Source organism: Acidaminococcus timonensis, assembly GCF_900106585.1.
Taxonomy (GTDB): Bacteria; Bacillota; Negativicutes; order Acidaminococcales; family Acidaminococcaceae; genus Acidaminococcus; species Acidaminococcus timonensis.
Genome location: NZ_FNWH01000006.1, coordinates 487,777 through 512,789, shown reverse-complemented (window position 1 = coordinate 512,789; position 25,013 = coordinate 487,777). Strand labels below are relative to the sequence as shown.

Genomic DNA, 25,013 nt, shown 5'->3' with positions numbered 1-25,013 from the left:
TGTTCTAATCCTCCTGTTTGTTCCGTTCTACCAGTGCCATGGCCTCCCGGGCGATGGTATCGGCTGCCTGGGGCATGGCGGCCCGCAGAGCGCTGCGGTGCATGGTCTCCAGCCGTTCCGGCTCCTTCATCAGCTTTTCCACTTCATTGAGCAGCCAGTCACCGGTCAGTTCCCTGTCCAGCACCACGATGGACGCCCCTTTGGCGGCCAGGGCCCGTGCATTGTATTCCTGATGGTTGGCCGTCGCATAGGGATAGGGCACCAGGATGGACGGGATTCCCTTGACCATCAGTTCCGCCAGTCCGATGGCCCCGGCCCGGGAAACGGCGATGTCGGCCGCCGCCAGGGCCAGAGGCATATCATGCAGGTATGGCACCACATGGATGTTGGGTGCATGGAGGGCATCCTCTCCCAGGGCTTCCACATGCTTTTCATAGCCCACCGTACCGGTGGCATGGAGAATCTGGATGTTGGGATGGCCCGCCAGTTTCTGTTCCACCGGGATCATGGCCTGGTTGATGGTCCGGGCTCCTCGGCTGCCCCCGAACACCAGCAGGGTGGTCAGGTTGGGATTCAGGTTGAATTTCTGGATTCCCTGCTGCCGGGTGGCTTCCAGGATTTCCCGGCGGACCGGGTTGCCGGTGTAGATCTTCCTGGCATGGGACGCAAAATATCTGGCCCCTTCCTGGTAGCCCAGGAATACCTCATCCACAAAGCGGGACAAGATCTTGTTGGTCACGCCGGGCATGGCGTTCTGTTCCTGGATGCAGCAGGGCACCCGTTTCATGGCCGCCCAGAACAGGATCGGACCGCACACGTAGCCGCCGGTGCCGATCACCAGGTCGGGATCCAGCCGGTTCAGCAGGCTGTAGGCTTCTTTCATCCCCAGCAGCAGTTTGCCGGCACTTTTCAGGGTACCCAGGCCCAGGTGCCGTTCGAACCCGGCTACATCGATGAATTCCAGGGGATACCCATACCGGGGGATGATGTCCTTTTCCAGTCCCTTCCGGGTTCCCACAAATGTGATTTCACAGTCAGGGTCCAGCTGCCGCAGTGCCCCGGCAATGGTCAGTGCCGGATAGATGTGGCCGCCGGTGCCCCCGCCGGACAATACGACTTTCACGCTTCTGCCTCCTTAGCCAGATCGTTCACGATCTGTTTGAATACCCGGCCCCGTTCCGGGAAGTTGGCGAACATGTCATAAGAGGAGCAGGCCGGAGAGAGCAGCACCACCTGGGGAGCCTTGGCAATGTTGTAGGCCCTGCGGACCGCATCCTCGAAGCTGCCGTCGATCATGATGATGTTCTGCACCCCGTGGGCTCTGGCTGCTTCATAGAACCGGTGCCGGGCTTCTCCCAGAAGGATCAGGGCATCGGTTTTGGCTTTGATGGTCTCCATCAGGTCATCCAGCCCGGTCATCTTGTCGTGGCCCCCGGCCAGCAGGATCACATGGCCGTCCTTGAAGGCTTCCAGGGCCTTGATGGCAGAGTCGGTATTGGTGGCCTTGGAATCGTTGTAATACTTTACTCCATGGATGGTGGTCACGTATTCCAGCCGGTGTTCCACGCCCTTGAAGGCTTTCAGCACCCGGGCCATGTTCTCGGGAGTGACCCCGGCGAAGAAGGCACTCAGGCAGGCAGCCAGCACGTCCTGTTCGTTGTGGGCGCCGAAGATCTGCAGATCGGATACCCTGCAGATCTGTTCCTTTTTGCCGTCCACGTTCAGTACGAACCAGCCGTCTTCGATGTACCCGCCTTCCGGCAGGACCTTTTTCGTGCTGAAGTAGATCACCCGGCTTCTGGCATTTTTGCCCAGACCGCTGGACACAGGATCATCCGCATTCAGGATCAGGATATCATCGGGAGTCTGGAAGGCAAAGATCTTGGATTTGGCGGCGACGTAGCCGGCCATGTCACCGTGCCGTTCGAAATGGTCCGGCGTGATGTTCACGATGCAGGCCACATCAGGGGCCAGGCTGGTGGTGCCTTCCAGCTGGAAGCTGGACAGCTCCGCCGCCACCCAGGAATTTTCGTCCAGGTCCTGCAGTTCCTTGCTCAGGGCAAAGCCGATGTTCCCGGCCACCGTGGTCTTCACCGGCAGGGTGGCCAGCATCTCACCCAGCAGGGTGGTGGTGGTGGTCTTGCCGTTGCTGCCGGTTACAGCGCACCAGTGGCCCTTGTACATCCGGCTGGCCTGTTCCGCTTCCGCAATGATTTCCATATCCAGGGCCCGGGCCTTCTTCACCGTTTCCGTGGTGAAGGGAATGCCCGGAGAAATGATGAACAGGTGGCATTGCTCCAGATACGGTTCCGGATCTTCCCCGCACACGTACTGGCCGCCCCGGGTTGCAAAGCCTTTCAGCCAGGCCGGGTCCAGCTCCTTTTTGTCGTCGTTGTATAAGATCACCTTGTCGCCGCGTTCTGCCAGGACTTCAGAAACCCCCTGGCCACTGATACCGGCGCCATACACAAAAATTTTTTTGTCACTCATGGTATCTGCCCCCCATTTGGTTATTCCAACTTTTTAAGTGGCCAGTGGCTGGTGATCCGTAGTAGTTTTTCCACGATCCACCACCCACTGCCCACTGGTCACTATCTTTTATCTCATCAAATACAGCCCCACACCCACCAGGCTGAACACACAGCTGGCCAGAGCGAAGCGCTTCACCACTTCCACCTCTTTCAGGCCCCCCAGTTCAAAATGATGGTGCAGGGGTGCCATGCGGAAGATCCGCTTGCCGTGGGTGAGTTTGAAATATCCCACCTGCAGCATCACGGACAGAGCCTCCAGCACGTAGATGCCCCCGATGATCACCAGGAGCAGCTCCGTATGGGTTCCGATGGCCACAGCGGCCACAGCACCCCCCAGAGCCAGGGAACCGGTGTCCCCCATGAAGCATTTGGCCGGATGGTGGTTGTAGATCAGAAAGCCCAGGCAGCACCCTGCGATGGACAGGGCGAACAGGGCTTCCGGCTGCAGATGGCTCTGGTAGCCGATATAGGCAAAGGCCAGCATCACCGGCAGGGTCACCGTGGCAGCCAGGCCGTCCAGTCCGTCCGTCAGATTCACTGCATTGGTGGTGCCCACCAGCAGCAGCAGGATGAACACCGCGTACACGGCATGGCTCATATGGATGGTCACATTGAAGAACGGCACCCAGATATTGGTGCTGTATACAGTCACATCCCCCGGGTACAGCAGATAGACCGCCGCCACCAGGATCTGCAGGGCCATCTTCTGTTTGGAGGTGAGCCCCAGGTTCCGTTTGAAGAAGATCTTCAGACCGTCATCGATGAAACCGATGATCCCGTAGCCCACGAACAGCCACAGGGCCACCACGATCCGGGAATCCAGAGGGATCCACAGCAGACTGGAAAGGATGGCCGCTCCGATCATCATCAGGCCTCCCATGGTGGGCGTCCCGTTCTTTTTCAGGTGTTCCTTGGGACCGCATTCCCGGATGCTCTGGCCGAAATGCCATTTGTGCAGCAGGGGCAGCAGGAACCGTCCGATCACGGCCGTCAGCACGAAGGAAGTCAGCAGGATACCGAATCCGCTCATTGTGCTTTCCCTTCTTTCCGGAACACCAGGTCGATCAGTTTGAATACTTCCATGCCGTGGGAGCCCTTCAGCAGCACCACGTCACCGGGCTGGACCAGGGCTTCCAGGGCCCGGGCCGCCGCCTCTTTATTTTCCACATATTCCACGGGCACGCCCGCTTTTTTCGCTTCTTCTGCCGTATAGCGGCTTTCCGGTCCGTAACAGATCAGGGCATCCACCCCGTCTTCGCCGCACCAGCGACCCACCTGGGCATGGCCGCTCTGAGAGTGGGCCCCCAGTTCCAGCATATCTGCCAGGACGGCAATGGCCCGGCCCCGTCCCTGGTTCTTCACCACATCGGCCAGGGTCCGGAGTCCCACTTCCATGGAAGCCGGGCTGGCGTTATAAGCGTCGTTGATTACGGTCACATCGCCGAAATGCAGGATTTCCTGGCGCATACCGGTCATCTTCAGGTTCTCCAGCCCATGGGCGATGGCCTGGTCGGAAACGCCGTATACTTCGCCCACCGCCACGGCCGCCAGGGCGTTCATCACATTGTGCCGGCCCAGGAGCGGCAGTTTCACCGTCTGTGTATTGCCGGTAATCCGGCTCCGGTAGGTAAAGGTGGTGCTGAGGCCGTCGGCTTTGATCTGGATGGCTTTTACATCCGCATCGCTGTCGATTCCATAGAAGTGGACCGTGGCACCGGTCTTCATCACCGAAACCCGGGGATCATCCCCGTTCAGAAAGGCATGGTTCTTCGGGGTGAAATCTTCCAGGATCTCACTTTTGGCTTTGGCGATGTTCTCCAGGCTGCCCAGCAGTTCCAGATGGGTATCCCCCACATTGGTGATCACCGCCCCATCGGGATAGGCAATGTGCTTCATGGCCCGGATCTGCCCCAGGCCCCGCATGCCCATTTCCACCACGGCCATTTCTGTATCCGGACGGATGGTCAGCAGGGTCTTGGGCAGGCCGATTTCGTTGTTGAAGTTGGCCTGGGTCTTGATGACCCGGTACTTTTCCCCCAGCACGGCGGCAATGCAGTCCTTGGTGGAGGTCTTGCCGTTGCTGCCGGTGATGGCAATGACGGTCAGGTCCTTCTGGGCCAGCCGCCAGGCCGTGGCAATCTGCTGGTAGGCCTTCAGGGTATCGGGTACCACCAGGCACTTGTCCGGATCCACCCCTTCCGGCACCCGGGAAACCACCGCAGCTGCGGCCCCCTCCGCCAGGGCTCTGGCCACAAATCCATGGCCGTCGAATTTTTCGCCCACCAGGGCCAGGAACAGACAGCCGGGCACCAGGGCCCGGGAGTCCGTGATCACGTCCGTGAATCCAGTATCTTGGGGCAGGGCGGATTCCACCGACAGTGCCTTGCAAATCATAGAAAGCTTAAGCATGGGTCTTCCCCTTCTGAAAATAGTCCCGTACCACTTCTGCATCAGAAAAATGGATGGTGCGGTCTTTCAAAATCTGATAGTCTTCATGGCCTTTGCCGGCAATCATCACCACATCGTCAGGTCTGGCATGGGCCATGGCGAATTCAATGGCTTCCCGCCGGTCGCTGATCTTGTGGATTTCCTTATCGGCAGGGGGATCCACCAGGCCTTCCTCGATGTCTTTGATGATGGCTTCCGGATCTTCCGACCGGGGATTGTCGCTGGTCACGATGAGCTTGTCAGCCAGGTCCAGGGCAATCTTGCCCATGATGGGCCGTTTGGTCCGGTCCCGGTCCCCGCCGGCGCCGAAAATCACCCACAATTTTCCCCTGGTGATCTGGCGGGCCGTCTTCAGCACGTTTTCCAGGCCGTCCGGGGTATGGGCATAGTCCACCACCACCGTAAAAGGCTGGCCTGCATGAATCAGCTGGAACCGGCCGGGCACGCCGCCGAAATCGTCCAGTCCCCGGATGATTTCATCCTTCGACAGGCCTTCGGCCACGGCTGCACAGATGGTGCCCATCACATTGTATACATTGAATTCTCCGGTGATGTGTAGTTTCAGATCCATTTCACCCACCGGCGTATGGAGGTTCAGTTCCATATGGGTGGCGGCCACGTGGAAGGTCAGCGGATACACATCGTTGTCCTTTCCCTTGCCGTAGGTCATGATCTTCGTCTTCACCCGGGGCATGATGAGGGCCGAGCTGGGGTCATCCGCATTGAAGATAGCCGTCTTGTTGGGTTTCACCCCTTCGTGGAGATGGGTGAACAGCAGGGCCTTGGCCTCCCGGTAGTTTTCCATGGTCTTGTGGAAATCCAGGTGGTCCTGGGTGATGTTGGTCAGTACGGCGGTGTCGTATTCGATGCCAGCCACCCGGCGCAGGGCCAGGGCGTGGGAGGACACTTCCATGACACAGGTGTCACAGTGGGCCTCCACCATTTCGTACAGGATCTTCTGCAGGTCCACCACATCCGGGGTGGTATTGTGGCTCTTGCGCACATCGTCCCCGATCATCACATTGATGGTGCCGATGAGCCCCACCTTGTGGCCCGTACGGGTCAGCAGGGTCCGCAGGATGTTGGTGGTGGTGGTCTTTCCGTTGGTGCCAGTTACACCCACCATGCGCATCTTCCGGGCCGGATAATCGTAGAACCAGGGTGCCAGGCCGGTCATGGCCTGGTTGGTGCTGGGCACTCTGATCAGGACAGTCCCCTCCACGGGAGCCACATCCTCTTCCACCAGAATGGCAGCAGCGCCCTGTTCCACAGCTTTTCCTATATATTTATGGCCATCTGTATTGACACCCTTCAGACAAATAAAAAGGCTGCCAGGGGCTACGGTGCGGGAATCGATGGTCAAATCGCAGATGACTTGATCATTCACCTTCCCCGTGACCACCGCTCCGGGCAGCTGGCAAAGCACTTCCTTCAGTTTTCTTTCCATGTCCATCCCCCATTCTCACACCATACTTCTGTGTCCTTCTGAAAGAGGAAAGGAACCGCCGGCAGGGAGCCACACCCGATTCAAGTCCTGCGTCCGATGCCGGACCCCTCCGCCAGCCCATTGGGCCGTTCCCCCTCCCTGTTCAGGGAAGGACACGTATGACGTTCTAATTCTCTCTTACGTAAATATTGCTCCGGGCTGTCTGCATGCCCAGTTTTTTCTTGGCGATGCTGGTGATCCGTTCCGGGCTCCGCAGCCGTTCCACGTCGATTTTCAAAGTTTCGTTCTCATCCAGCTGCTGGGCTTCCACGCCCTTCAGCTTTACCAGGGCCTGGGAACGGGTAAAGTACAATTCGCTCAGGGCCACATTTACGAATACTAATGATAATACCAAACCGGCAAAAAATGCAACCCGTCGCAGCACAATATTTTTCCTTACCACGGCTTTTTTCGGTGCCGCCTTCCGCTGCCGCGTCCGGGAGGGAGCCGGAGCTTCCTCTTCCTGCACGGCGGCAGAACCTTCTGTATAGTATCTATGAGACGGCCAAACCATCGGTCGACCAGTTTTTCTGTTCACCATGATGCGTCTCCTTCAGTATTGTTTCTTCTTCGTTCCCGCCCTTTTCCACGGGACCCGGCTTCTGCTTTCACAGCCGTCCGGGCAAGGCCATTATATCTTCACGGCACCCCGTAATCTGGCACTGCGGGCCCGGGGGTTTTCTTCCAGTTCCGCCGGGGAGGGGGTGAATTCCTTCAGTTTCTTCAGTTCCGGTTTCCGTCCGCACACACACACGGGCAGTTCCGGCGGGCAGATGCAGCCCCGCTGCAGCCGTTTGAAAGCCCGTTTGATGATCCGGTCCTCCAGGCTGTGGAAGGTAATCACGCCGATGTGACCGCCGCTTTTCAGGTGGTGCACCGCCGTTTCCATAGTGGCGTCCAGGATCTTCAGCTCGTCGTTCACTTCGATGCGGATGGCCTGGAACGTCCGCTTGGCCGGATGGGGTCCGTCCTGACGGGCCCCTTTGGGGATGGCCGCCTTGATGATGTGGACCAGTTCTCCAGTGGTGGCAATGGGATGTTCCTTCCGGGCTGCCACGATGAACTGGGCGATCCGTTTGCTCCAGCGCTCTTCGCCATACTTGTAGATCAAACTGGCCAGGTCCTCTTCTTTATACCGGTTCACCACATCGGCCGCCGTGAAGGCAGCCTCCTGGTCCATCCGCATGTCCAGGGGCCCGTCATGCATATAGGAGAACCCCCGTTCCGGAGTATCCAGCTGGTAGGAAGAGACCCCCAGGTCGAACAGGATCCCGTCCACCTGGTCGATGCCCAGGTCCCGGAGAATGGTTTCCAGGTTCCGGAAGTTGTTGTGGACGATCTTCACCTGGCACCGGGCGTCTTTCAGCCGTTCCGTGGCAGCACAAATGGCATCCTCATCCTGATCGATCCCGATGAGCATGCCTTCCGGATCCAGCAGCTGGGTGATCCGATGGGAATGACCGGCTCCCCCCAGGGTGCAGTCCACATAGATCCCCTTTGGATCCGTGACCACCCACTGGACACTTTCTTCTAATAATACACTTTTATGGACAAATTCCATGGTAATTCCCCGTTCTATGAGACAGGAGAGCCATGCCCTCACTCAAATTCCAGTTCTTCGATCATATCCGCCACATCGGCTTCCACCGCCTTGGTGTATTCCGCATAGCGTTTTGCATCCCAGATTTCGGCTTTGTTCCCCACTCCCACGATCAGAGCGGTCTCTTTGATCTGGGCATAGGTACGCAGGTTGGCCGGCAGCAGGATGCGGCCCTGCTTGTCGGGCTCCACTTCGCAGGCGCCCCCGAAAATGAACCGGGAAACGTCCCGCATTTTGTGTTTGGGCATCATTTTTTCGGCGAAGCTGTTCTTCAGCTTCTCCCAGGCTTCCATGGGATATACGTCCAGGCACCCGTCCACACCTTTGGTCACAACAAAAGATGCGCCCAGGTTCTCCCTCATTTTGGCCGGGACGAACAGACGGCCCTTGCTGTCCAGAGCATGTTCGAATTCTCCCATCAACATGACCGTCACCCCACTTTCGCGCAAAAATCCACCACTTTTCCCCACTTTTCAACATTATAGAATGTTTTAAGGGAAAAAGCAATACAAAACCGGTCATGTCAGAGTAAAGACACAGTGGGGACACCCCCCTGTCAGCCCCTGGGACTCGCCTCTCCTGAGAGACACCCGTTCCCCTGGGCCCAGCGATTTTTCCCTTTCTATCCTTGACAACCTATGCTATAATGAATCATACAAACTTAAATGTAATCGAGGAGGATTCAGATGGAAAAGGTTACTGCTGATTCCAGCATTATCGGTACGGTGCAGATGCACCCTGAAATCGTCAACATCTTCATGCAATACGGCCTGGGCTGCATCGGCTGCATGGCTGCCAACTTCGAAACCATCGGCCAGGGTGCCGCTGCTCATGGGATCGACGTGGATGCCCTGATCGCCGACATCAACGACTGCATCGCTGAAGTGGAAGGCGACGACAAAAAAGAAGCAAAATAAGGCATAAAAAAGACGCTGTGGGAAATTTTTCACAGCGTCTTTTTTTCGCTAGCGTCAGCTGGCTTCCATCGGCTAGTGACTAGTGACTAGTGACGGGGTGTGAAACGTATTTTTCACACCTCATTTTTTATTTCCCGGTCCGGCCGCGCTGGGTCAAAGGTTCGCCTTTTTGGCACAGGGGGCACTCTTCCGGTTTGTAGGCTTCCACGTCCAGGCGCAGCAGCGGTTCCATCCGCACACCGAAGTCCACTTTGCCGCCGCTCCGGTCCACCAGATAGCCTACGCCCACAGGCACGCCACCTTCGCTCTTCACCACGTCCAGCACTTCCCGTACACTGCCGCCGGTGGTCACGATGTCTTCCACCACCAGGACCCGGGTGCCCGGTTTGATGGCAAAACCACGTTTGAAGGTCATCTTCCCGTTCACCCGTTCGGTGAAGAAGAATCTGGTCCCCAGGTTCTTGGCCACTTCATAGGCCAGCAGGATGCCGCCGGTCATGGGCCCTACCACCAGTTCCACGTTGTCGTTGATGAACCGGGCAGCGATTTCCTTGCACAGGGCTTCCGTGTAGCGGGGATGCTGCAGCACATTGAATTTTTCCACATACAGCGGGCTGTGCAGGCCGCTGGTCAGCAGAAAATGGCCGTGCATCACGGCGTTGGTTTCTTCCAGCATATGCAAAACGGTATTTTCGTTCATTCTTTCCAGGCTCCTTCCATTTCTTCCAGGATCTTCCGTACGGCTTCCTGTTTATCCTCGGCTTTGGTAATGGGCCGGCCCACCACCAGATGGGTGGAACCGCTGGCAATGGCCGCAGCCGGAGTGGCGATCCGGCTCTGGTCATTGGTGGCCGCCCAGGCTGGACGCACCCCCGGCGTCACGATCAGGAAGTCTTTCCCGCAGCGCTGCCGGATGCCGGCCGCTTCTCTGGGAGAGGCAACCACCCCGTCCAGGCCGCTTTCCTTCGTCAGGGCTGCCAGATCCAGCACCTCTTCCCCGATGGTTTTGGCATAGTTCAGGGGTTTCCACTGGGCCTCATCCATGCTGGTGAGCACCGTGACGGCAATCAGTTTGGGAGCAGGTCTGCCCAGTTCCCCGGCTGCTTCCTTCACGGCTTTCATCCCTTCAGCCATCATCCGGGGCCCGCCAACGGCGTGCACGTTCATGATGTCGGCGCCCAGCCGGGTCAGTACTGCCAGGCTGTGGGCCACCGTATTGGGGATGTCCTGGAGTTTCAGATCCAGGAACACTTTTTTATTTCTGTCTTTCAGATAGCGGATGATGTCCGGGCCTGCGCCGTAGAACAGTTCCATCCCTACCTTATAAAAGGTCACGGCATCTCCCAGTTCCTCCACCAGGGCTTTTGCCTGGTCAAAGGTGGGGTAATCCAGGGCCGTGATCAGTCTGTCTCTTACGTCCATGCTGCCTCCTCAGGCTTTCCGGGGCAGGGCCTGCCCCCGCAGTTCGTCCAGGCTCTTTACGCCATTTTCGTCCAGATACTGCTGGATGCCGAAGCTGATCTGCTCGGCCAGGTCGGGCCGGGTAAAGTTGCAGGTCCCCACAGCCACAGCCGTAGCCCCGGCCAGGATGAACTCGATGGCATCCTGCCAGCAGCTGATGCCGCCCATGCCCACCAGGGGCACCTTTACGGCCTGGGCCACCTGGTACACCATGCGCACGGCCACCGGCCGCACGGCAGGGCCCGAAAGACCACCCACCACATTGCCCAGTACCGGACGCCGTTTCTGGATATCGATCTTCATGCCCACCAGGGTGTTGATCAGGCTGATGGCATCGGTACCGGCTGCTTCCACGGCCCGGGCGATCTCCGTAATGTCCGTCACATTGGGGGACAGTTTGGTGATCACCGGCTTGTGGGTATGGGCCCTGGCCGCCTGCACCACCTTGCCGGCTTCGTGGCAGTCCGTCCCAAAGGCCAGGCCGCCCTGGGCCACGTTGGGACAGGAAATGTTCAGCTCGATGGCGTCCACGCCGTCCACGTCCAGCAGCTCGGCGAGTTTGCCGTATTCCTCGGCGCTGTCTCCGTCGATGTTGACGATCACCGGGGTGCGGGTCACTTTCCGCAGATGGGGCAGGGTTTCCTTCAGGAAGAATTCCACCCCGGGATTCTCCAGGCCCACGCAGTTCAATACTCCGGCCGGAGTCTCCACCAGCCGCTGGCCCTTGTTGCCGGGCCGGGGCTTCAGGGTGGTCCCCTTGACGGTGATGGCGCCGATATGGTCCAGATCCAGGAAATCGGTGAACTCCAGTCCGAATCCGAAGGTACCGGAGGCAGTGGTCACCGGGGTCTTCATGGGGATCCCGGCCAGATTCACCGCCAGACGCGGATCTTCATAGGGTTTTACCATTCTACGACCTCCTGACTCCAGAATACCGGGCCGTCCTTGCAGATCTTCATCCGCTTGCCGCCCCGGCCTTCACAGGAACAGGACAGGCAGGCGCCCAGGCCGCAGCCCATGTATTTTTCCAGGGAAACCTGGCAGGGTACCCCGTAGGTTTTCACCACTTCCACCACGGCCTTCATCATGGGAGAAGGACCGCACACGTACACACAGTCGTACTGACCGGTTTTCAACAGGTCCGGCAGCACGGCGTTCACGGTGCCTTTCACTCCATAGGAACCATCATCGGTGGTTTCATACTGGCGGGCCGTCTTGTCCCTGAACAGCTCGGACCAGAAAACTTCGGCTTTCGTCCGGCCGCCCACGATCACTTCCATGTTGTGGCCCGGGTCTGCCTGAGCCAGGAAGTGCAGGGGAGCCAGGCCCACGCCGCCTCCCACCAGGAGGCCGTGTCTGGCACTCAGGTCGAAGCCGTGGCCCAGAGGCCCCACCACACTGATTTCCGCACCCGGTTCCAGGTTTTCCATCAGTTGGGTGGTTTCCCCCACCACCCGGTAAATCAGGGAAAAATTCCCCTTTTCCACGTCCACGCCTGCCACACCAAAAGGCCGGCGCAGCAGGGGTTCGTGGAGGTGGTTCACCCGCACGGTGACGAACTGGCCCGGCTGGGCCGTCTGCGCCACTTTCGGCAGGTGGATTTCCATGCGGCGGATGTCATGGCTCAGGGTTTCCTGGGCCACCACGGTGCCGCTTTCAAATACAGCAGTCATAATTTACTCCGATTTCAGATCCTGCAGAGCCACCACGCTCACCACGTGACGACGCCGCATGGCCCCGATGGCCTTTCCCAGGGCCCGGGCCGTATCCAGGCTGGTCAGGCAGGGGATGGCGTGTTCCACCGTAGAACGGCGGATCTTAAACCCGTCTCTGGTGGCATCGCTGCCGTGGGTCAGGGTATTGATCACCATGCAGATCCGGCCTTCCTTGATGTCGTCCAGCAGGTTGGGGGTACCGGCACTGGCCTTTTCCACCCGGCCCACATGGATGCCCTTGCTTTCCAGGAATTTGGCGGTTCCCGCAGTGGCCACCAGTTCATAGCCCAGGTCTTCGAACCCTTCGGCGATGGGCACCACTTCTTCCTTGTCCTGGTCCGCCACGGTGATCAGGATGGCGCCGCTCTTGGGGATATGGGTACCGGCAGCGATGAAGGCCTTATACAGCGCTCTGGGGAATTGCGGGTCGATGCACATCACTTCGCCGGTGGATTTCATTTCCGGCCCCAGGGTGATATCCACATCGGTCATCTTGTTGAAGCTGAACACCGGTGCCTTGACGGCGTAGTAATCCGGGAACAGTTTCAGGCCCGGTTCGAAGCCCTGTTCCTTCAGGGAAACGCCCATGGCACACTTGGTGGCCACATCCACCATGGAAACGCCGGTGACCTTGCTCAGGAACGGTACTGTACGGCTGCTCCGGGGGTTCACTTCGATCACATACAGTTTTTCGTCCCGAACGATGTACTGGATGTTGATCATGCCGTGGACTTCCAGGCCCAGGGCCAGCTTGTTGGTGTAATCCACGATCTGTTCGATCACATTTTCGCTGAGGGTGCGGGGCGGATACACGGCGATGGAGTCGCCGGAGTGGACCCCGGCCCGTTCGATGTGTTCCATGATGCCCGGCATCAGCACCTCTTTGCCGTCGCAGATGGCATCCACTTCCACTTCGGTGCCCATCAGATAATGGTCCACCAGGACAGGGTGTTCGTGGGAAGCCTTCACGGCATTGTTCATATAATATTTCAATTCTTCATCGTTGTAGACGATTTCCATGGCCCGTCCGCCCAGTACATAGGAAGGACGTACCATTACAGGGTAGCCCACATCGTTGGCAGCTTTCAGGGCGCCGTCGATGTCGAATACCGTATGGCCTTTGGGACGGGGGATGCCCACCTGGGTCAGCAGTTCATCGAACCGCTCCCGGTCTTCTGCCCGGTCGATGCTGTCCACGGAGCTGCCCAGGATCTTCACACCGCAGGCATGGAGCGGGCCTGCCAGGTTGATGGCAGTCTGGCCGCCGAACTGCACGATGACCCCTTCCGGTTTTTCCCGGTCGATCACGTTCAGCACATCTTCCAGGGTCAGGGGTTCGAAGTACAGACGGTCAGCCGTATCGAAGTCAGTGGAAACGGTTTCCGGGTTGTTGTTCACGATGATGGTTTCGTATCCCAGATCCTTCAGGGCCCATACAGAGTGTACGGAGCAGTAGTCGAACTCCACGCCCTGGCCGATCCGGATGGGGCCGGAACCCAGCACCATGACCTTTTTCCTGTCGGTGTCCTCCACTTCGTCTTCCACACCATAGGTGGAATAGTAGTACGGAGTTTCCGCATCGAATTCGGCGGCACAGGTATCCACCATCTTGTACACCGGGGTAATACCCATTTCTTTCCGGATGGCCCGGATTTCCAGGCCGGTCTTCCCCACCAGACGGCCGATGGTCTCGTCGGCGAACCCGCGCTTCTTCACTTCACCCATCAGTTCCGGCGTCAATTCTTCGCTCTTCAGCCGGGTTTCCAGTTCCACGATGTGCCGGATCTTCCGCAGGAAGAATTCATCGATCTTGGTGATGGCGTGGGCCTGGTCCACCGTCATGCCTCTCCGGAAGGCTTCGGCAATGGTGAAGAGCCGTTCGTCGTCCACCTTGCGGACTTTGTCGAACACTTCCTGGTCGGTCAGTTTATGCAGTTCCGGCAGATCCATATGGATCAGACCGATTTCCAGGCAGCGGACAGCCTTCAGCAGCCCGGCTTCGATGTTCCGTTCGATGGCCATCACTTCGCCGGTGGCCTTCATCTGGGTACCCAGGGTATGGTCGGCGTTGACGAATTTGTCGAAGGGCCAGCGGGGGATCTTGATGACGCAGTAGTCCAGGGTGGGTTCGAAGCAGGCGGAGGTCTTCCGGGTCACGGCGTTTTCGATTTCATCCAGGGTATAACCGGCAGCGATCTTGGCAGCCACCTTGGCGATGGGGTAACCGGTGGCTTTGGAAGCCAGGGCAGAAGAACGGCTCACACGGGGGTTCACTTCGATGACGATGTATTCCTCGCTGTCCGGGTTCAGGGCATACTGCACGTTGCAGGCGCCTTCCACGCCCAGTTCCCGTACGATGTCGATGGCAGCGGTACGCAGCATCTGCACTTCCCTGTCCGTCAGGGTCTGGCAGGGTGCCACCACGATGGAGTCACCGGTATGTACCCCCACCGGGTCGATGTTTTCCATGTTGCAGACGGTGATGCAGTTGTCCTCATGGTCCCGCACCACTTCGTATTCGATTTCTTTCCAGCCGGCCACAGACCGTTCGATCAGGGCCTGACCGATCAGGGAGTACATCAGCCCCTTGGTGGTGATGTCATCCAGCTGATCCATGTTGTGGGCGATGCCGCCGCCGGTACCACCCAGGGTATAGGCCGGACGCACGATCAGGGGGAAGCCCACCTTTTGGGCGAATTCCTTGGCCGCATCCACACTTTCCACAATGGTGCTCTGGGGAATGGGCTGATGGAGTTTTTCCATGGTTTCCTTGAACAGTTCCCGGTCTTCCGCCTTCATGATGCTGGGGATCTGGGTGCCCAGGAGCTGGACGTTGTATTTCTTCAGGATGCCTTTTTTATCCAGTTCGATGGCCAGGTTCAGGCCGATCTGGCCGCCCAGGGTGGCCAGCAGGGAATCCGGCCGTTCCTTGGCGATGATGGCTTCCAGGAATTCCACATCCAGGGGTTCCACATAGACCCGGTCAGCAATGTGCACATCGGTCATGATGGTGGCCGGGTTGGAGTTCACCAGCACCACTTCCAGCCCTTCTTCCTTCAGGGCGCGGCAGGCCTGGGTACCGCTGTAGTCGAATTCCGCAGCCTGACCGATGATGATCGGGCCGGAACCAATGACCATGACTTTCTTTACATTTTCCTTCTTTGGCATAATCAGTGTCCTCCCATCATCTTGATGAACCGGTCAAACAGGTATCCGTTGCCACTGGGGCCCGGAGATGCTTCCGGATGGTACTGCACGGTAAAGGTGGGATGCTTCAGGTAGCGCAGCCCTTCGATGGTATTGTCGTTCAGGGAACGATTGATCACTTCGACGGGCAGGCCCTTCAGGGAATCCTCATCCACCATGAACCCGTGGTTCTGGGAGGTGATGCAGATCTTGTGATCCACCAGGTCCCGCACCGGCTGGTTGATGCCCCGGTGGCCGAACAGCATCTTCTTGGTCCTGGCGCCGTTGGCCAGTGCCATGACCTGATGGCCCATGCAGATGCCGAAGATGGGTTTCTTGCCGATCATCTTTTTGATGTTCTCGATTTCAATGGTCAGGTCCGCCGGATCGCCGGGGCCGTTGCTCAAAAAGATGCCGTCCGGATCGATGGCCAGCACGTCTTCGGCCGGGGTTTCAGCCGGGAATACGGTGAGCCGGCAGCCCTTTTCCACCAGGCATTCCAGGATGTGACGCTTCACGCCGTAGTCCAGCACGGCCACCGAATATTGGGCGTCCTCCGGTCCCATGGTGTAGACTTCCTTCGTGGTCACCTGCTGCACCTGGTCATGTTCTTCCGGGGTGGCCAGCAGTTTTTCCACTTCCTCATCCGGTGTATCCGCCGGTACCAGCACCCCCTGCAGGGTACCGTAAGACCGGATCCGGCGGGTGATGGCCCGGGTATCCACCCCAGTCAGCACCGGGATGTCGTTCTTTTCCAGGAAATCCAGTACCGTGCCTTCATCCCGCCAGCTGGAAGGTTCATCGCACAGTTCGCTGACGATCAATCCCTTGTAGCAGCACCGGTCGCTCTGACAGAACAGGTCATTGCAGCCGTAGTTGCCGATCAGGGGATAGGTGAAAATGACGATCTGACCGCAGAAGGAGGGGTCCGTCAGGGTTTCCTGATAGCCCGTCATGCCCGTGGTGAAGACCACTTCCCCTACGGCTTTATGGGTGCTGTACAGCGTTCCTTCATAGACGCTGCCATCTTTCAATACCAACTTGCCTTTTACTTTTTGCATACTACACCGTCTTTCATCACAAACTGGCCATCGACCATGGTCGCCACTGCCATACCCTTGCAGTGCTTGCCGTTAAAGGGGGTCACTTTCCCCCGGGTATAGAATTTGCTGGAGTCCACCGTCCATTCCCTGTCCAGGTCCAGGATGGTCACATCCGCATTGCTGCCAACTTTCAGGCTGCCGGCCGGCAGGTTCATGATCCGTGCCGGGCTGGTGCTCATTTTATCCACGATTTCATTGAGGGTGAATGCACCGGTGTGGTACAGCTCGGTGAGGACCACACCCACGGAGGTTTCCAGGCCGCAGAAGCCGTTGGGTGCATATCGGAACTCCACATCTTTTTCTTCCGGTGCATGGGGTGCATGGTCGGTGACGATGGCATCGATGGTGCCATCCTTCAGACCGGCCCGCAGGGCTTCCAGATGATCCCGGCTGCGCAGGGGCGGGGACACGCGGGTTGCGGTGCTGTACCCCAGGCAGGCTTCATCGGTCAGGGTCAGGTGGTGCACCGTGACTTCGCAGGTGATGTTCACACCCCGTGCCTTGGCCTTGCGGACAATGTCCACAGCCCCTTTGCTGGCGATGTGGGCAATGTGGATGTGGGCACCGGTGTATTCGGCGATGGCCGCATCCCGGGCCACACAGATATCTTCCGCGATGGAGGGAATGCCGGGCACACCCAGGCGGGCAGAAACGGCCCCTTCGTGCATATAGCCTTCATGGTTCATGTCTTCGTCGATATCATGGCAGATCAGGGGTTTGTCGAAAGCGGTCACATACTGGGCGGCCAGGTTCATCACCGTGGCGCTCTGCACATAATGCCCGTCATCGGAAAAGCCCATGACGCCCCGCTGGGCCATGTCCCCCATTTCGCTGAGTTCCCGGCCCTTTTCGCCCTTCGTGATGGCACCGATCACTTCCACATGGACGTAGCCTTCTTCTTTGGCCCGTTTCTGGATGCCGCTGACCACGATGGAGGTATCGACGATGGGTTTGGTGTTGGGCATGCAGGCCACCCGGGTGATGCCGCCGTGGGCCGCTGCCATGGTGCCGGTCACCAGGTCTTCCTTGGCTTCCAGACCCGGTTCCCGCAGATGGGTGTGCAGGTCGATGAAGCCCGGGGCCACCACCAGGCCGGCAGCATCGAACACCTCATCGGCCGCAGCGTCGATGTGGGGTGCTTCTTCCACGATCTTGCCATCTTCCACCAGGATATCCAGCACGGCGTCCAGGTTCTGGCTGGGGTCTACCACTCGTCCGTTCTTAATTAGCGTTTTCAACTGGTTTTCCTCCCATAATCGTCAAGAATAACACGGCCATCCGCACAGCCACTCCGTTGGTCACCTGTTCCCGGATCACAGCCTGATCACTGTAGCCCGTATCCCAGGAGATTTCCAGGCCCCGGTTCATGGGACCCGGATGCATCACCAGGCAGTCCGGTTTGGCCAGTTTCATCCGTTCCTCGTTCACTCCGTAGATCCGCGCGTATTCCCGGGGGGTGGGGAACATACCCATATCCTGCCGTTCCAGCTGGATCCGGAGCACATCCACCACGTCGGCCCCTTCGATGGCGTCTTCCACCCGTTTGTCCACCGTGACCCCCAGGGCCTGGATGTCATGGGGGATCAGGGTCATGGGTCCGGCCACATGCACATCGGCGCCCAGTTTGGTCCAGGCTGCGATGTTGCTGCGGGCCACCCGGCTGTACAGGATATCACCGATGATGGCCATCTTCATCCCCTTGAACTTCTTGCCGTGTTCCAGGATGGTGAACATGTCCAAAAGACCCTGGGTGGGATGGGCGTGTGCCCCGTCCCCGGCGTTGATCACCACCGGTGCGGCGATGTCAGCGGCATACTTGGCGGCACCCTCCACCGGATGCCGCATGACGATGGCATCGCAGGCCATACTCTGCATGGTCAGGATGGTATCCCGCAGGCACTCCCCTTTTTTCACACTGGAAGTCCCCGTATTCAGGTTGATCACATCGGCTCCCAGGTATTTACCGGCCAGCTCAAAGGAGCTTCGGGTCCGGGTGCTGTTTTCGTAGAACAGGTTCACGATGGATTTGCCCCGCAAAGAGGGCAGCTTCTTGATGTCCCGTTTCATGACCTTCTTCATCTCTGCTGCCGTTCGCATGATCAGATCATATTCTTCTACGGACAGGGAAGAAAGATCCAAAATGTCCCGTCCAGACAGGCTGACTGCCGCCTTTGTCATGTTAGTGCCTCCTATGGAAAATCAGGTTGGTGGTCGGGGCCCGGCCAGGCCGCCCCCGTTCAATAAAAATAAGCCTTCTCGTCCTAAGACAAGAAGGCTTCTAATAACTGCTTCTGGATAAAAGTCCCTTTCTTAGTCTCACAGGACTAGGTTAAAAGGTGATTCTTTGAAGTTTTTTCTAGTGTAGCACGAGGGGAAGGAAAAGTCAAGGGAAGCAGACCGCCCCTTGTCCTCCCCTGAAAGGGGAGGGGAACCAGCCGAATGGCTGGTGGAGGGGTCCAAATATCAGACGTAAGACTTACATCGGGTGTGAGACCCCCTACCCGCAAGCGGGGCCTTTCCCCCTTTCAGGGGGACACAACTGCTCTGCCATCGCCACACAAGCTGACATCTGACATCTGGTCTCTGACTTCTTTATTCCTTATTCCCGAAATGCTTTACCAGGGTGGCAATGGTGCCGGCGGTCCGGGGCAGTACCTCTTCGTTGAAGTCAAAGTCGCTCTGGTGATGGCCAGCCGCTTCTTCCGTGCCGTACAGCATATACACGGCCTGGCCGCCATGCTCCTGGACCCGGCTCATGAAGTAGCAGCAGTCCTCACTGCCGCTGACTTTCTGCTGCAGATCCACATGGCCGTATACATGGAGGGACTGGACCAGATCGTAGATTTCCCTGCCCATGGCAGGAGAGGAATCAGAGGTGGTGGCACTGCCCATGGGTTCGATCTGCACATCCACATCGTACATCATGGCCGCAGCCCGTACCATCCGTTTGGCTTCTCTGGCCATGAAATCGTTCACTTCAGCCGTTTCTCCCCGGGTCTCGAACTTGATCAGGCCGTTGGCCGGCACCACGTTCCGGCCGGTACCGGCTTCCAGGATGCCCACGTTGATCCGGCTGGCACCGCCGCTGTGCCGGGAGATGGTATGGAGGGAAATGGCGGCCTGGGCGGCTGCCAGGAGGGCATTCTTCCCCTTTTCCGGGTCTGCCCCGGCATGGCTGGGTTTGCCTGTGAACACCGCATCCAGCTTATCCGTGGCCAAAAATCCCTGGGTCATGCACACCAGGGAGTTGTCGTGGTAATTCCCCAGTCCGATGTGGCCGCTGATGAAGTAATCCACATCATCCACGATGCCGCTCTGCACCATGCTCTTGGCCCCTACTACACCCTCTTCCCCGGGCTGGAAGCAAATCTTCAGGGTCCCGGCCATTTCATCCTTATGTTCGGCCACCAGTTTGGCCACCGCCAGGCCGATGGTGGCATGGCCGTCATGGCCACAAGCGTGCATCAGGCCTTCATGCTGGGACTGGAACCCCAGGGCACTGGGCCGGTGGCAGGGTTTCGGATCTTCGGCGACGAACAGGGAGTCGATGTCGAACCGCAGGGCCACCGTTTTGCCCGGTTTCTTGAAATGCATCACGCCCACGCAGCCGGTCATGCCCCCGGCCATCTTATCCACCAGGACCGGGTTGGCTCCTTCTTTGATGGCCCGCTGGGCACATTTCTTCAGCACAGCCTCATCAGGCACCAGCATCCGGGCCGTGGGGTCCAGGATCTCTTTGCCCATGAGCACTTCATAGCCCCATTCCTGCAGTTTGGTGGCAATGATGGACGTGGTGCGGAATTCTGTCCAGGCCGTTTCCGGATGGGCATGGAGATCCCGCCGCATCTTGATCATATCATCCTTCATTGCCAACGCTTCCTCATAAAAAGTCATCGGTATTCCCCCTCCTGATAAAAATTCCAGCAAACGGGGAAGAAGTGTCCGCCTCTTCCCTGATTCTTTATGATTTCATTCTGCCGGTGTCAGCCGGTTTTCTCCTGTCACGACCCACTAGTCACTGGTCACTTTCTTCACTTCCACCTCGAAGGTCCTGTGCCAGGGCAGACGGTACTCGTACTGTTCCACCCTATTACCCAGCACCGGTTCCCCAGTGGTCTTCATCTTTTCTGTCACCAGCTTCTCGGCCTGCTTCGTCTGGTCATCCGTCAGCCTGCCGTCGGTCCACTTTTGCGGCCATACCAGCTCCTGGCGCACCTGCTGACGCACCTGGCTCTGGTAGGCCCAGTCATCCAGGTAGCGGATGGTCAAGAGATCCTTCCGATCTTCCTCTGTCAACCAGGGACGCAGCAGACCCTGTCCCAGGGCGTACCCCAGGCTGTTGCTGGCGGTATTCCAGCCGGCGTAAGAACCCAGCTGGTACCCCAGGGGAGCCGGCTGGTCCTGCTCTTCTGTAAAAAGGCCCTTCACCAAGGCGTTGCTGCCCCCGTTGCCGAAGGCAATATCCGCCACCCCTGTGTTGGCTCCCTGGAGCACATACTCCCGGGTCCGCTTCAGGAACCGCCGGCCCGGTCCGTCCAGGGTATCGATGTTGGAGGCTGTATCGGCCCCCACCGTCACTCCGGTAACCGGGGTATAGATGCCCAGCACCAGATCCGCCCTTTGATCGAACTGGGCCGGATAAGCCCCGGCCGCCAGGACATGCTGCCGGTAGCTGGTCCGGATGGGACTGTCTTCATAGCTGGCCACCGTTTCCGGGCCTTTTCCTTCATTATAGTACGCATACACCAGCGGTGTGATGCCCCGCGCCTTGTTCAGTGCCCGGTTCAGCAGGGTCATGCCCAGTTCATCCGCCCCGGAGAACGACCGCAGCTTGTAACCATATGTCTTGTCCACGCTCTCCAGCAGCACTGCCGCATCCCGGTGGGCTTCCGAATAAGGAGCCGAGTCATCCCGGCCCAGGAGCAGGTAATCCAGAAACCCCTGCCCCAGGCCCTCCGCCAGGAGGCGCAATACCTCCAGATTCTTCCGCCGCCGGTCCAGCAGATCCTGACGGATGTTCTCCGGCAGCTGGACCTGGAGCCGGACCAGTTCTTTCTTTTCCTTCTTTTTCAGAAGGCCCAGCCGACCCCGGTCCCGCAGTTCACCCCACCGGAACAGCTGGGGCCCGTACTGGGCATAATAAGCCGGTTCCGCCGGTGCACTGCTCCATTTGGGAGACCGCATGATGGTGGCAAAGCCATAAAGAGGTACCCCGGGGTGTTTTGCCTTAAAAGCCAGCAGAGCCTTCGTCCGCTCTGCCAGAGTGCTTTCCGGCAGTTCGTGGGTGCGGGAAGGCACGAGGCCGCCGTAGATCAGGCTGTCCGTTGCCACCACAGCGCCGTCCGCTCCGCTGGCATGGGCATCCAGCCACTTTAGCAGCCTGTCCGGATCCCCGTTTTGCCGGTCGCTGGAAAGGAGCGCCAAAGGCGGTGTTTCCACCATCACCCCTGCTTTGCGAAAGCTGTCCACCGTATATGCCAGGGATACGGGACGGTTGTCCAGGGGCACGAACAGGATTTTTTCCGCTACTGCCGGTGTACACCCTGCCAGCGCAGCCAGCATAGAAATGATTACACGTTTACACCAGCCCAACTCCTCACCTCGTTTCCTGTAACGAAAATATTATATCATAACTATGGGCTGTTGCCTATGCAACAGCCCTCCTTATAAAGCTGCCGGGCGGCTGATTGCCGCCCTAAGTCTCTAGTCTCTAGCCGATGGTGAAAATTTGCTGGTGGCAAATTTTAAGAAAGGAATAAAATCTTCACCACAGTCAAAATCTGCAACCCTAGTAATACTGGAACTCCAATCACGAATTTGGCGTGCTTTGTTTTGTGGCGGAATACTTTCATGGCCAGCAGGGCTCCCACACTGCCGAAGCAGGCCGCCGAGAGCAGCAGCTGCCATTCAGGCACCCGCCAAGATCCCTTCCGGGCGCAGCGTTTGTCATAGCCGTACAGCAAAAAGGTGAGCCCGTTCAGGCCCACCCCGATCCAGAAAAGACTCATAAGGCACATTTCCCCTCTTCGCAGGACTGCGGCGGCTGGGCATCGGCCAGGATTTTGATGGGGGAAGCCGTGGTCTTCCCATCCCGGTTCCGCAGGTCCATGCCACACCCGGTCCACACAAGGCCCAGCAGCCCCAGGGCCACGATGGCCAGTACTTTTCTATTTTTTGTCATATTCCTTCACTCCTTTACAGCGATCAGTACTGTTACAGCATTGCTTTCTACCGTCCTGTACCAACAAACTGACAGCTGACATCTTAGAGCGAGCATAGGGAGCGCTCTGACTTCTTCTTCCTCACAACTCCCCATCCCCGTACCGGAACAGGGCCTCGTTGATTTCGTACAGGTCCGGCTTGCCCCGCTCCAGGAAAAACGTCACAATCACGTCGTCTTTGATGCTGGGCGACAGGCTATATCCTGCTGTCTGGAGCAGCTTTTCCGTTTCCGAAAGGCTCAGCTGCAGCGCCACGGCCAGCGCCAGGGCCGTTTTCTTCGTGGGATGGTACTCCTTATTGCTGCGGATCTTGGAAAACAGCTTCCGATCCAGGTTGGCCCGTTTGTACACATCCGTATCCTTCAGCCCTTTGGCGTCGATCAGCGCCAGCAGCTGCTGGGAAAAGCTCTTCTGTACATGGCCCAGAGCGTTTTCCAGGGAATCTGGCGGCGCCCCCACTGACGGAGCCTGGGATGTCTGCATTGGTGCTGTCGCATCCATTTCCATAGAATAGCAGACCGCTTCCTCCCGTACCCGGCGTTTGCGCCGGGGCGACTGTTTATAATAAGTCCCGATGTAATGGGTCAGTTCCCGGTCCAGCCGCTCGCCCAGTTCCACCGCATTCTTGTCAAACAGGGCCAGGTACACGATCAGCTCCTCTTCCTGCTCCGCCAGGAACCCGGTGATGGCCTTCCGGGCCACTTCCAGAGCCAGGTCTTTGGGGACACCGATAATCCCGGAGGAAATCAGGGGAAAGGCCACGCTGTGGCAGCCGTTCTCCAGGGCCAGTTCCAGGGACGATTGATAGCAGCTGGCCAACAGTTCCTTTTCATGGCACTTGCCCCCTTGCCAGATGGGTCCCACCGCGTGGATGATATACTTCGCTTTCAGGCCATAGCCACCGGTGAGTACCGCTTTCCCGGTAGGACAGGGCGCCTTTTCCAGGCATTCTTCCTGCAGATCACGGGCCCGGCTCCCTACGGCCCGGAAAATGGCTCCGCATACGCCGCCTCCGGCCAGCAATTGAGAATTGGCCGCATTGACGATGGCGTCCACATCCATTTGGGTCAGGTCGGCATGGACAAGATGAAAAGGCACAGAAAACAGCTCCCTTCGAATATGCTATATCTAGTATACCATATCCAAAGGGAGCTGTTTACAAGTCTCTAGTCTCTAGTCACTAGCCGATGGATAAATTTGCTTTTGGCAAATTTCATAAAACAATCCAAACCTGAATTTCGTTTTTCTGCCAGCAGCAATGCTGGCTTCCTTCAGCTGCAGACTAGTGACTGCGGACTAGTGACTGGCCCAGGCCTTACAGCACTTTCACCGCCTGGTTCTTTTCCCCGAACTTTTCCAGCAGCAGCTGTTTGATCTGGCCCCGGGGCGTATCCTTCTTCTCTTCCAGCTTGATGAGCTTGTACGCCTGGAACAGCGGCGACGGTCCGATTTCCGAACTGAAGAAGCCGATGCCCTGGTTCCAGGCCAGCAGCTCGAACACGTCGTCCAAAGCCCGGGAATCGATCCCGTGCATGTACGCCTTCACCAGTTCCCGGGTGGCCTGCCGCATCCGTCCTGCCCCCACGGCGTTGGCCAAGGACAGGATCAACCGCATTTCGTAGTTCAGGAAATGCCGTTCATCGTTCCAGGTCTCATCCCAGAACGCCACGGCGATCTGGCCCAGGTTCTTGTCGATCAGAGGGAAGTTCAGCAGGGCCGCCGGGCCGAAGGGCTTTTTGCCGGAAGCGGCTTTTTCTTCCTTCCGATAGAAATAGATGTGGAATTCCGAAGGTCCCTGCTGCTCCACTACGTATTCATAGCCCCGGTCGGCTAGTGCTTCGTACAGCGGATAGGGCTGGAAGTCCTGGATCAGATGCAGGCCGGAACCGGCAGGCAGGGCATCCGCCTTCTTGAACAGGCCCTGGGAAAAATTCCCCTGCAGGCTCCGCAGGTCGATCACCTGAAATCCGTCTTTTTGCGCCATCCATGCTTTATTTTCCATCTTCAAAAACCTCCCTGGCTTGAACTCTTTTGTTTACACCAATAGAGTAACATAAGAGAAAACGGATGAACGTTGTCTAAACAACATTCATCCGTTTTGCGTGGTTTTTGTCTGCTGTCTCAGAGATCAGTTGCGATAATCGCATTTCTGGCACTGGGTCATGGTGTTATCGTTCGTTTCCTTATAAAACAGGCCGGACCATTTGCAGATGTCCTGCAGGATGGGGACCACGGACTTTCCTTTTTCGCTCAGGGAATATTCCACCTGGGGCGGGATCCGGAACAGAAGGACTGCAGCCACCAGGCCGAGGCTGATGGCCTGGGCCAGCGGGCGTTCTGCCTTC

Annotated in this window: 24 protein-coding genes; 1 reads left to right on the top strand and 23 read right to left on the bottom strand. The window is 58.1% G+C overall.

Translation table 11 applies throughout. From position 1 onward, the window contains the following. Positions 1 to 4: 4 nt before the first annotated feature. The 8 genes from murG to mraZ form a co-directional block, all read right to left on the bottom strand. Entirely contained in the window at positions 5 to 1,123 is a 1,119-nt protein-coding gene (murG, locus tag BQ5462_RS06250; RefSeq protein WP_071142519.1) for an undecaprenyldiphospho-muramoylpentapeptide beta-N-acetylglucosaminyltransferase, read from the bottom strand. Then, positions 1,120 to 2,490, bottom strand: a complete 1,371-nt coding sequence (gene murD / locus BQ5462_RS06245; RefSeq protein ID WP_071142518.1) for a UDP-N-acetylmuramoyl-L-alanine--D-glutamate ligase — start codon at positions 2,488 to 2,490, stop codon at positions 1,120 to 1,122. The genes murG and murD overlap by 4 nt, the downstream gene beginning before the upstream one ends. Before the next feature lie 108 nt (positions 2,491 to 2,598). After that, on the bottom strand, positions 2,599 to 3,561 hold the full coding sequence (mraY, locus tag BQ5462_RS06240) for a phospho-N-acetylmuramoyl-pentapeptide-transferase (protein ID WP_071142517.1): 963 nt from the start codon (positions 3,559 to 3,561) through the stop codon (positions 2,599 to 2,601). Further along, entirely contained in the window at positions 3,558 to 4,940 is a 1,383-nt protein-coding gene (locus BQ5462_RS06235; protein ID WP_071142516.1) for a UDP-N-acetylmuramoyl-tripeptide--D-alanyl-D-alanine ligase, read from the bottom strand. The genes mraY and BQ5462_RS06235 overlap by 4 nt, the downstream gene beginning before the upstream one ends. Further along, the gene (locus BQ5462_RS06230; RefSeq protein ID WP_071143325.1) at positions 4,933 to 6,426 is read right to left on the bottom strand and encodes a UDP-N-acetylmuramoyl-L-alanyl-D-glutamate--2,6-diaminopimelate ligase; all 1,494 of its coding nucleotides are present in this window, start codon (positions 6,424 to 6,426) and stop codon (positions 4,933 to 4,935) included. The genes BQ5462_RS06235 and BQ5462_RS06230 overlap by 8 nt, the downstream gene beginning before the upstream one ends. 166 nt (positions 6,427 to 6,592) lie before the next feature. After that, positions 6,593 to 6,934, bottom strand: coding sequence for a septum formation initiator family protein (locus tag BQ5462_RS06225; RefSeq protein WP_071142515.1), 342 nt, complete (start codon positions 6,932 to 6,934; stop codon positions 6,593 to 6,595). 162 nt (positions 6,935 to 7,096) lie between these two features. Further along, complete coding sequence (gene rsmH / locus BQ5462_RS06220; RefSeq protein ID WP_071142514.1) at positions 7,097 to 8,026, bottom strand: 16S rRNA (cytosine(1402)-N(4))-methyltransferase RsmH; 930 nt, start codon at positions 8,024 to 8,026, stop codon at positions 7,097 to 7,099. A 38-nt stretch (positions 8,027 to 8,064) separates the two neighbouring features. Further along, a complete protein-coding gene (mraZ, locus tag BQ5462_RS06215; RefSeq protein ID WP_071142513.1) occupies positions 8,065 to 8,490 on the bottom strand; it encodes a division/cell wall cluster transcriptional repressor MraZ in 426 nt (141 codons plus the stop codon). A gap of 261 nt (positions 8,491 to 8,751) precedes the next feature. On the opposite strand from mraZ, the gene BQ5462_RS06210 reads away from it, so the two are divergent. After that, positions 8,752 to 8,982 carry a DUF1858 domain-containing protein gene (locus tag BQ5462_RS06210; protein ID WP_071142512.1) on the top strand — a complete coding sequence of 77 codons (231 nt, stop codon included), beginning with the start codon at positions 8,752 to 8,754 and terminating at the stop codon, positions 8,980 to 8,982. A 127-nt stretch (positions 8,983 to 9,109) separates the two neighbouring features. Here the strand turns inward: BQ5462_RS06210 and pyrE are convergent, their stop codons facing one another. The 15 genes from pyrE to BQ5462_RS11360 form a co-directional block, all read right to left on the bottom strand. Further along, positions 9,110 to 9,682 (bottom strand): orotate phosphoribosyltransferase, encoded by a 573-nt coding sequence (pyrE, locus tag BQ5462_RS06205; RefSeq protein WP_071142511.1) that lies wholly within the window; start codon positions 9,680 to 9,682, stop codon positions 9,110 to 9,112. Continuing rightward, positions 9,679 to 10,404: an orotidine-5'-phosphate decarboxylase gene (gene pyrF / locus BQ5462_RS06200; protein WP_071142510.1), complete on the bottom strand. Its 726-nt coding sequence runs from the start codon at positions 10,402 to 10,404 to the stop codon at positions 9,679 to 9,681. Before pyrF ends, pyrE begins: the two co-directional genes overlap by 4 nt. A gap of 9 nt (positions 10,405 to 10,413) precedes the next feature. Further along, positions 10,414 to 11,352 (bottom strand): dihydroorotate dehydrogenase, encoded by a 939-nt coding sequence (locus BQ5462_RS06195; protein ID WP_071142509.1) that lies wholly within the window; start codon positions 11,350 to 11,352, stop codon positions 10,414 to 10,416. Beyond that, positions 11,346 to 12,116: a dihydroorotate dehydrogenase electron transfer subunit gene (locus BQ5462_RS06190; RefSeq protein WP_071142508.1), complete on the bottom strand. Its 771-nt coding sequence runs from the start codon at positions 12,114 to 12,116 to the stop codon at positions 11,346 to 11,348. Before BQ5462_RS06190 ends, BQ5462_RS06195 begins: the two co-directional genes overlap by 7 nt. A 3-nt stretch (positions 12,117 to 12,119) precedes the next feature. After that, positions 12,120 to 15,326 carry a carbamoyl-phosphate synthase large subunit gene (gene carB / locus BQ5462_RS06185; protein WP_076978295.1) on the bottom strand — a complete coding sequence of 1,069 codons (3,207 nt, stop codon included), beginning with the start codon at positions 15,324 to 15,326 and terminating at the stop codon, positions 12,120 to 12,122. Positions 15,327 to 15,328: 2 nt separating this feature from the next. Continuing rightward, positions 15,329 to 16,405, bottom strand: coding sequence for a glutamine-hydrolyzing carbamoyl-phosphate synthase small subunit (gene carA / locus BQ5462_RS06180; protein ID WP_071142507.1), 1,077 nt, complete (start codon positions 16,403 to 16,405; stop codon positions 15,329 to 15,331). Then, entirely contained in the window at positions 16,393 to 17,685 is a 1,293-nt protein-coding gene (locus BQ5462_RS06175; RefSeq protein ID WP_071142506.1) for a dihydroorotase, read from the bottom strand. Before BQ5462_RS06175 ends, carA begins: the two co-directional genes overlap by 13 nt. Then, positions 17,669 to 18,625: an aspartate carbamoyltransferase catalytic subunit gene (locus BQ5462_RS06170; RefSeq protein ID WP_071142505.1), complete on the bottom strand. Its 957-nt coding sequence runs from the start codon at positions 18,623 to 18,625 to the stop codon at positions 17,669 to 17,671. The genes BQ5462_RS06175 and BQ5462_RS06170 overlap by 17 nt, the downstream gene beginning before the upstream one ends. A 414-nt stretch (positions 18,626 to 19,039) precedes the next feature. Next, positions 19,040 to 20,341, bottom strand: coding sequence for an amidohydrolase (locus tag BQ5462_RS06165; RefSeq protein WP_071142504.1), 1,302 nt, complete (start codon positions 20,339 to 20,341; stop codon positions 19,040 to 19,042). A 117-nt stretch (positions 20,342 to 20,458) separates the two neighbouring features. Further along, the gene (locus BQ5462_RS06160; protein ID WP_071142503.1) at positions 20,459 to 22,039 is read right to left on the bottom strand and encodes a DUF4127 family protein; all 1,581 of its coding nucleotides are present in this window, start codon (positions 22,037 to 22,039) and stop codon (positions 20,459 to 20,461) included. 152 nt (positions 22,040 to 22,191) lie between these two features. After that, the gene (locus tag BQ5462_RS06155; protein ID WP_143038024.1) at positions 22,192 to 22,455 is read right to left on the bottom strand and encodes a DUF1294 domain-containing protein; all 264 of its coding nucleotides are present in this window, start codon (positions 22,453 to 22,455) and stop codon (positions 22,192 to 22,194) included. Further along, positions 22,452 to 22,628, bottom strand: coding sequence for a hypothetical protein (locus BQ5462_RS11245; RefSeq protein WP_159429677.1), 177 nt, complete (start codon positions 22,626 to 22,628; stop codon positions 22,452 to 22,454). The genes BQ5462_RS06155 and BQ5462_RS11245 overlap by 4 nt, the downstream gene beginning before the upstream one ends. 121 nt (positions 22,629 to 22,749) lie before the next feature. After that, positions 22,750 to 23,766: a macro domain-containing protein gene (locus tag BQ5462_RS06150; protein WP_071142501.1), complete on the bottom strand. Its 1,017-nt coding sequence runs from the start codon at positions 23,764 to 23,766 to the stop codon at positions 22,750 to 22,752. A gap of 217 nt (positions 23,767 to 23,983) precedes the next feature. Beyond that, positions 23,984 to 24,670 (bottom strand): DUF2249 domain-containing protein, encoded by a 687-nt coding sequence (locus BQ5462_RS06145; RefSeq protein ID WP_071142500.1) that lies wholly within the window; start codon positions 24,668 to 24,670, stop codon positions 23,984 to 23,986. Positions 24,671 to 24,796: 126 nt separating this feature from the next. Next, positions 24,797 to 24,970, bottom strand: coding sequence for a winged helix-turn-helix transcriptional regulator (locus BQ5462_RS11360; protein WP_205407936.1), 174 nt, complete (start codon positions 24,968 to 24,970; stop codon positions 24,797 to 24,799). Positions 24,971 to 25,013: the final 43 nt, after the last annotated feature.

Excerpts from the sequence above, each read along its gene's own strand:
- murD (WP_071142518.1), bottom strand. The coding sequence starts at position 2,490 with ATGAGTGACAAAAAAATTTTTGTGTATGGCGCCGGTATCAGTGGCCAG.
- mraY (WP_071142517.1), bottom strand. The coding sequence starts at position 3,561 with ATGAGCGGATTCGGTATCCTGCTGACTTCCTTCGTGCTGACGGCCGTG.
- BQ5462_RS06235 (WP_071142516.1), bottom strand. The coding sequence starts at position 4,940 with ATGCTTAAGCTTTCTATGATTTGCAAGGCACTGTCGGTGGAATCCGCC.
- BQ5462_RS06230 (WP_071143325.1), bottom strand. The coding sequence starts at position 6,426 with ATGGAAAGAAAACTGAAGGAAGTGCTTTGCCAGCTGCCCGGAGCGGTG.
- rsmH (WP_071142514.1), bottom strand. The coding sequence starts at position 8,026 with ATGGAATTTGTCCATAAAAGTGTATTATTAGAAGAAAGTGTCCAGTGG.
- mraZ (WP_071142513.1), bottom strand. The coding sequence starts at position 8,490 with ATGTTGATGGGAGAATTCGAACATGCTCTGGACAGCAAGGGCCGTCTG.
- BQ5462_RS06210 (WP_071142512.1), top strand. The coding sequence starts at position 8,752 with ATGGAAAAGGTTACTGCTGATTCCAGCATTATCGGTACGGTGCAGATG.
- pyrE (WP_071142511.1), bottom strand. The coding sequence starts at position 9,682 with ATGAACGAAAATACCGTTTTGCATATGCTGGAAGAAACCAACGCCGTG.
- pyrF (WP_071142510.1), bottom strand. The coding sequence starts at position 10,404 with ATGGACGTAAGAGACAGACTGATCACGGCCCTGGATTACCCCACCTTT.
- BQ5462_RS06195 (WP_071142509.1), bottom strand. The coding sequence starts at position 11,352 with ATGGTAAAACCCTATGAAGATCCGCGTCTGGCGGTGAATCTGGCCGGG.
- BQ5462_RS06190 (WP_071142508.1), bottom strand. The coding sequence starts at position 12,116 with ATGACTGCTGTATTTGAAAGCGGCACCGTGGTGGCCCAGGAAACCCTG.
- carB (WP_076978295.1), bottom strand. The coding sequence starts at position 15,326 with ATGCCAAAGAAGGAAAATGTAAAGAAAGTCATGGTCATTGGTTCCGGC.
- carA (WP_071142507.1), bottom strand. The coding sequence starts at position 16,405 with ATGCAAAAAGTAAAAGGCAAGTTGGTATTGAAAGATGGCAGCGTCTAT.
- BQ5462_RS06170 (WP_071142505.1), bottom strand. The coding sequence starts at position 18,625 with ATGACAAAGGCGGCAGTCAGCCTGTCTGGACGGGACATTTTGGATCTT.
- BQ5462_RS06165 (WP_071142504.1), bottom strand. The coding sequence starts at position 20,341 with ATGACTTTTTATGAGGAAGCGTTGGCAATGAAGGATGATATGATCAAG.
- BQ5462_RS06155 (WP_143038024.1), bottom strand. The coding sequence starts at position 22,455 with ATGAGTCTTTTCTGGATCGGGGTGGGCCTGAACGGGCTCACCTTTTTG.
- BQ5462_RS11245 (WP_159429677.1), bottom strand. The coding sequence starts at position 22,628 with ATGACAAAAAATAGAAAAGTACTGGCCATCGTGGCCCTGGGGCTGCTG.
- BQ5462_RS06145 (WP_071142500.1), bottom strand. The coding sequence starts at position 24,670 with ATGGAAAATAAAGCATGGATGGCGCAAAAAGACGGATTTCAGGTGATC.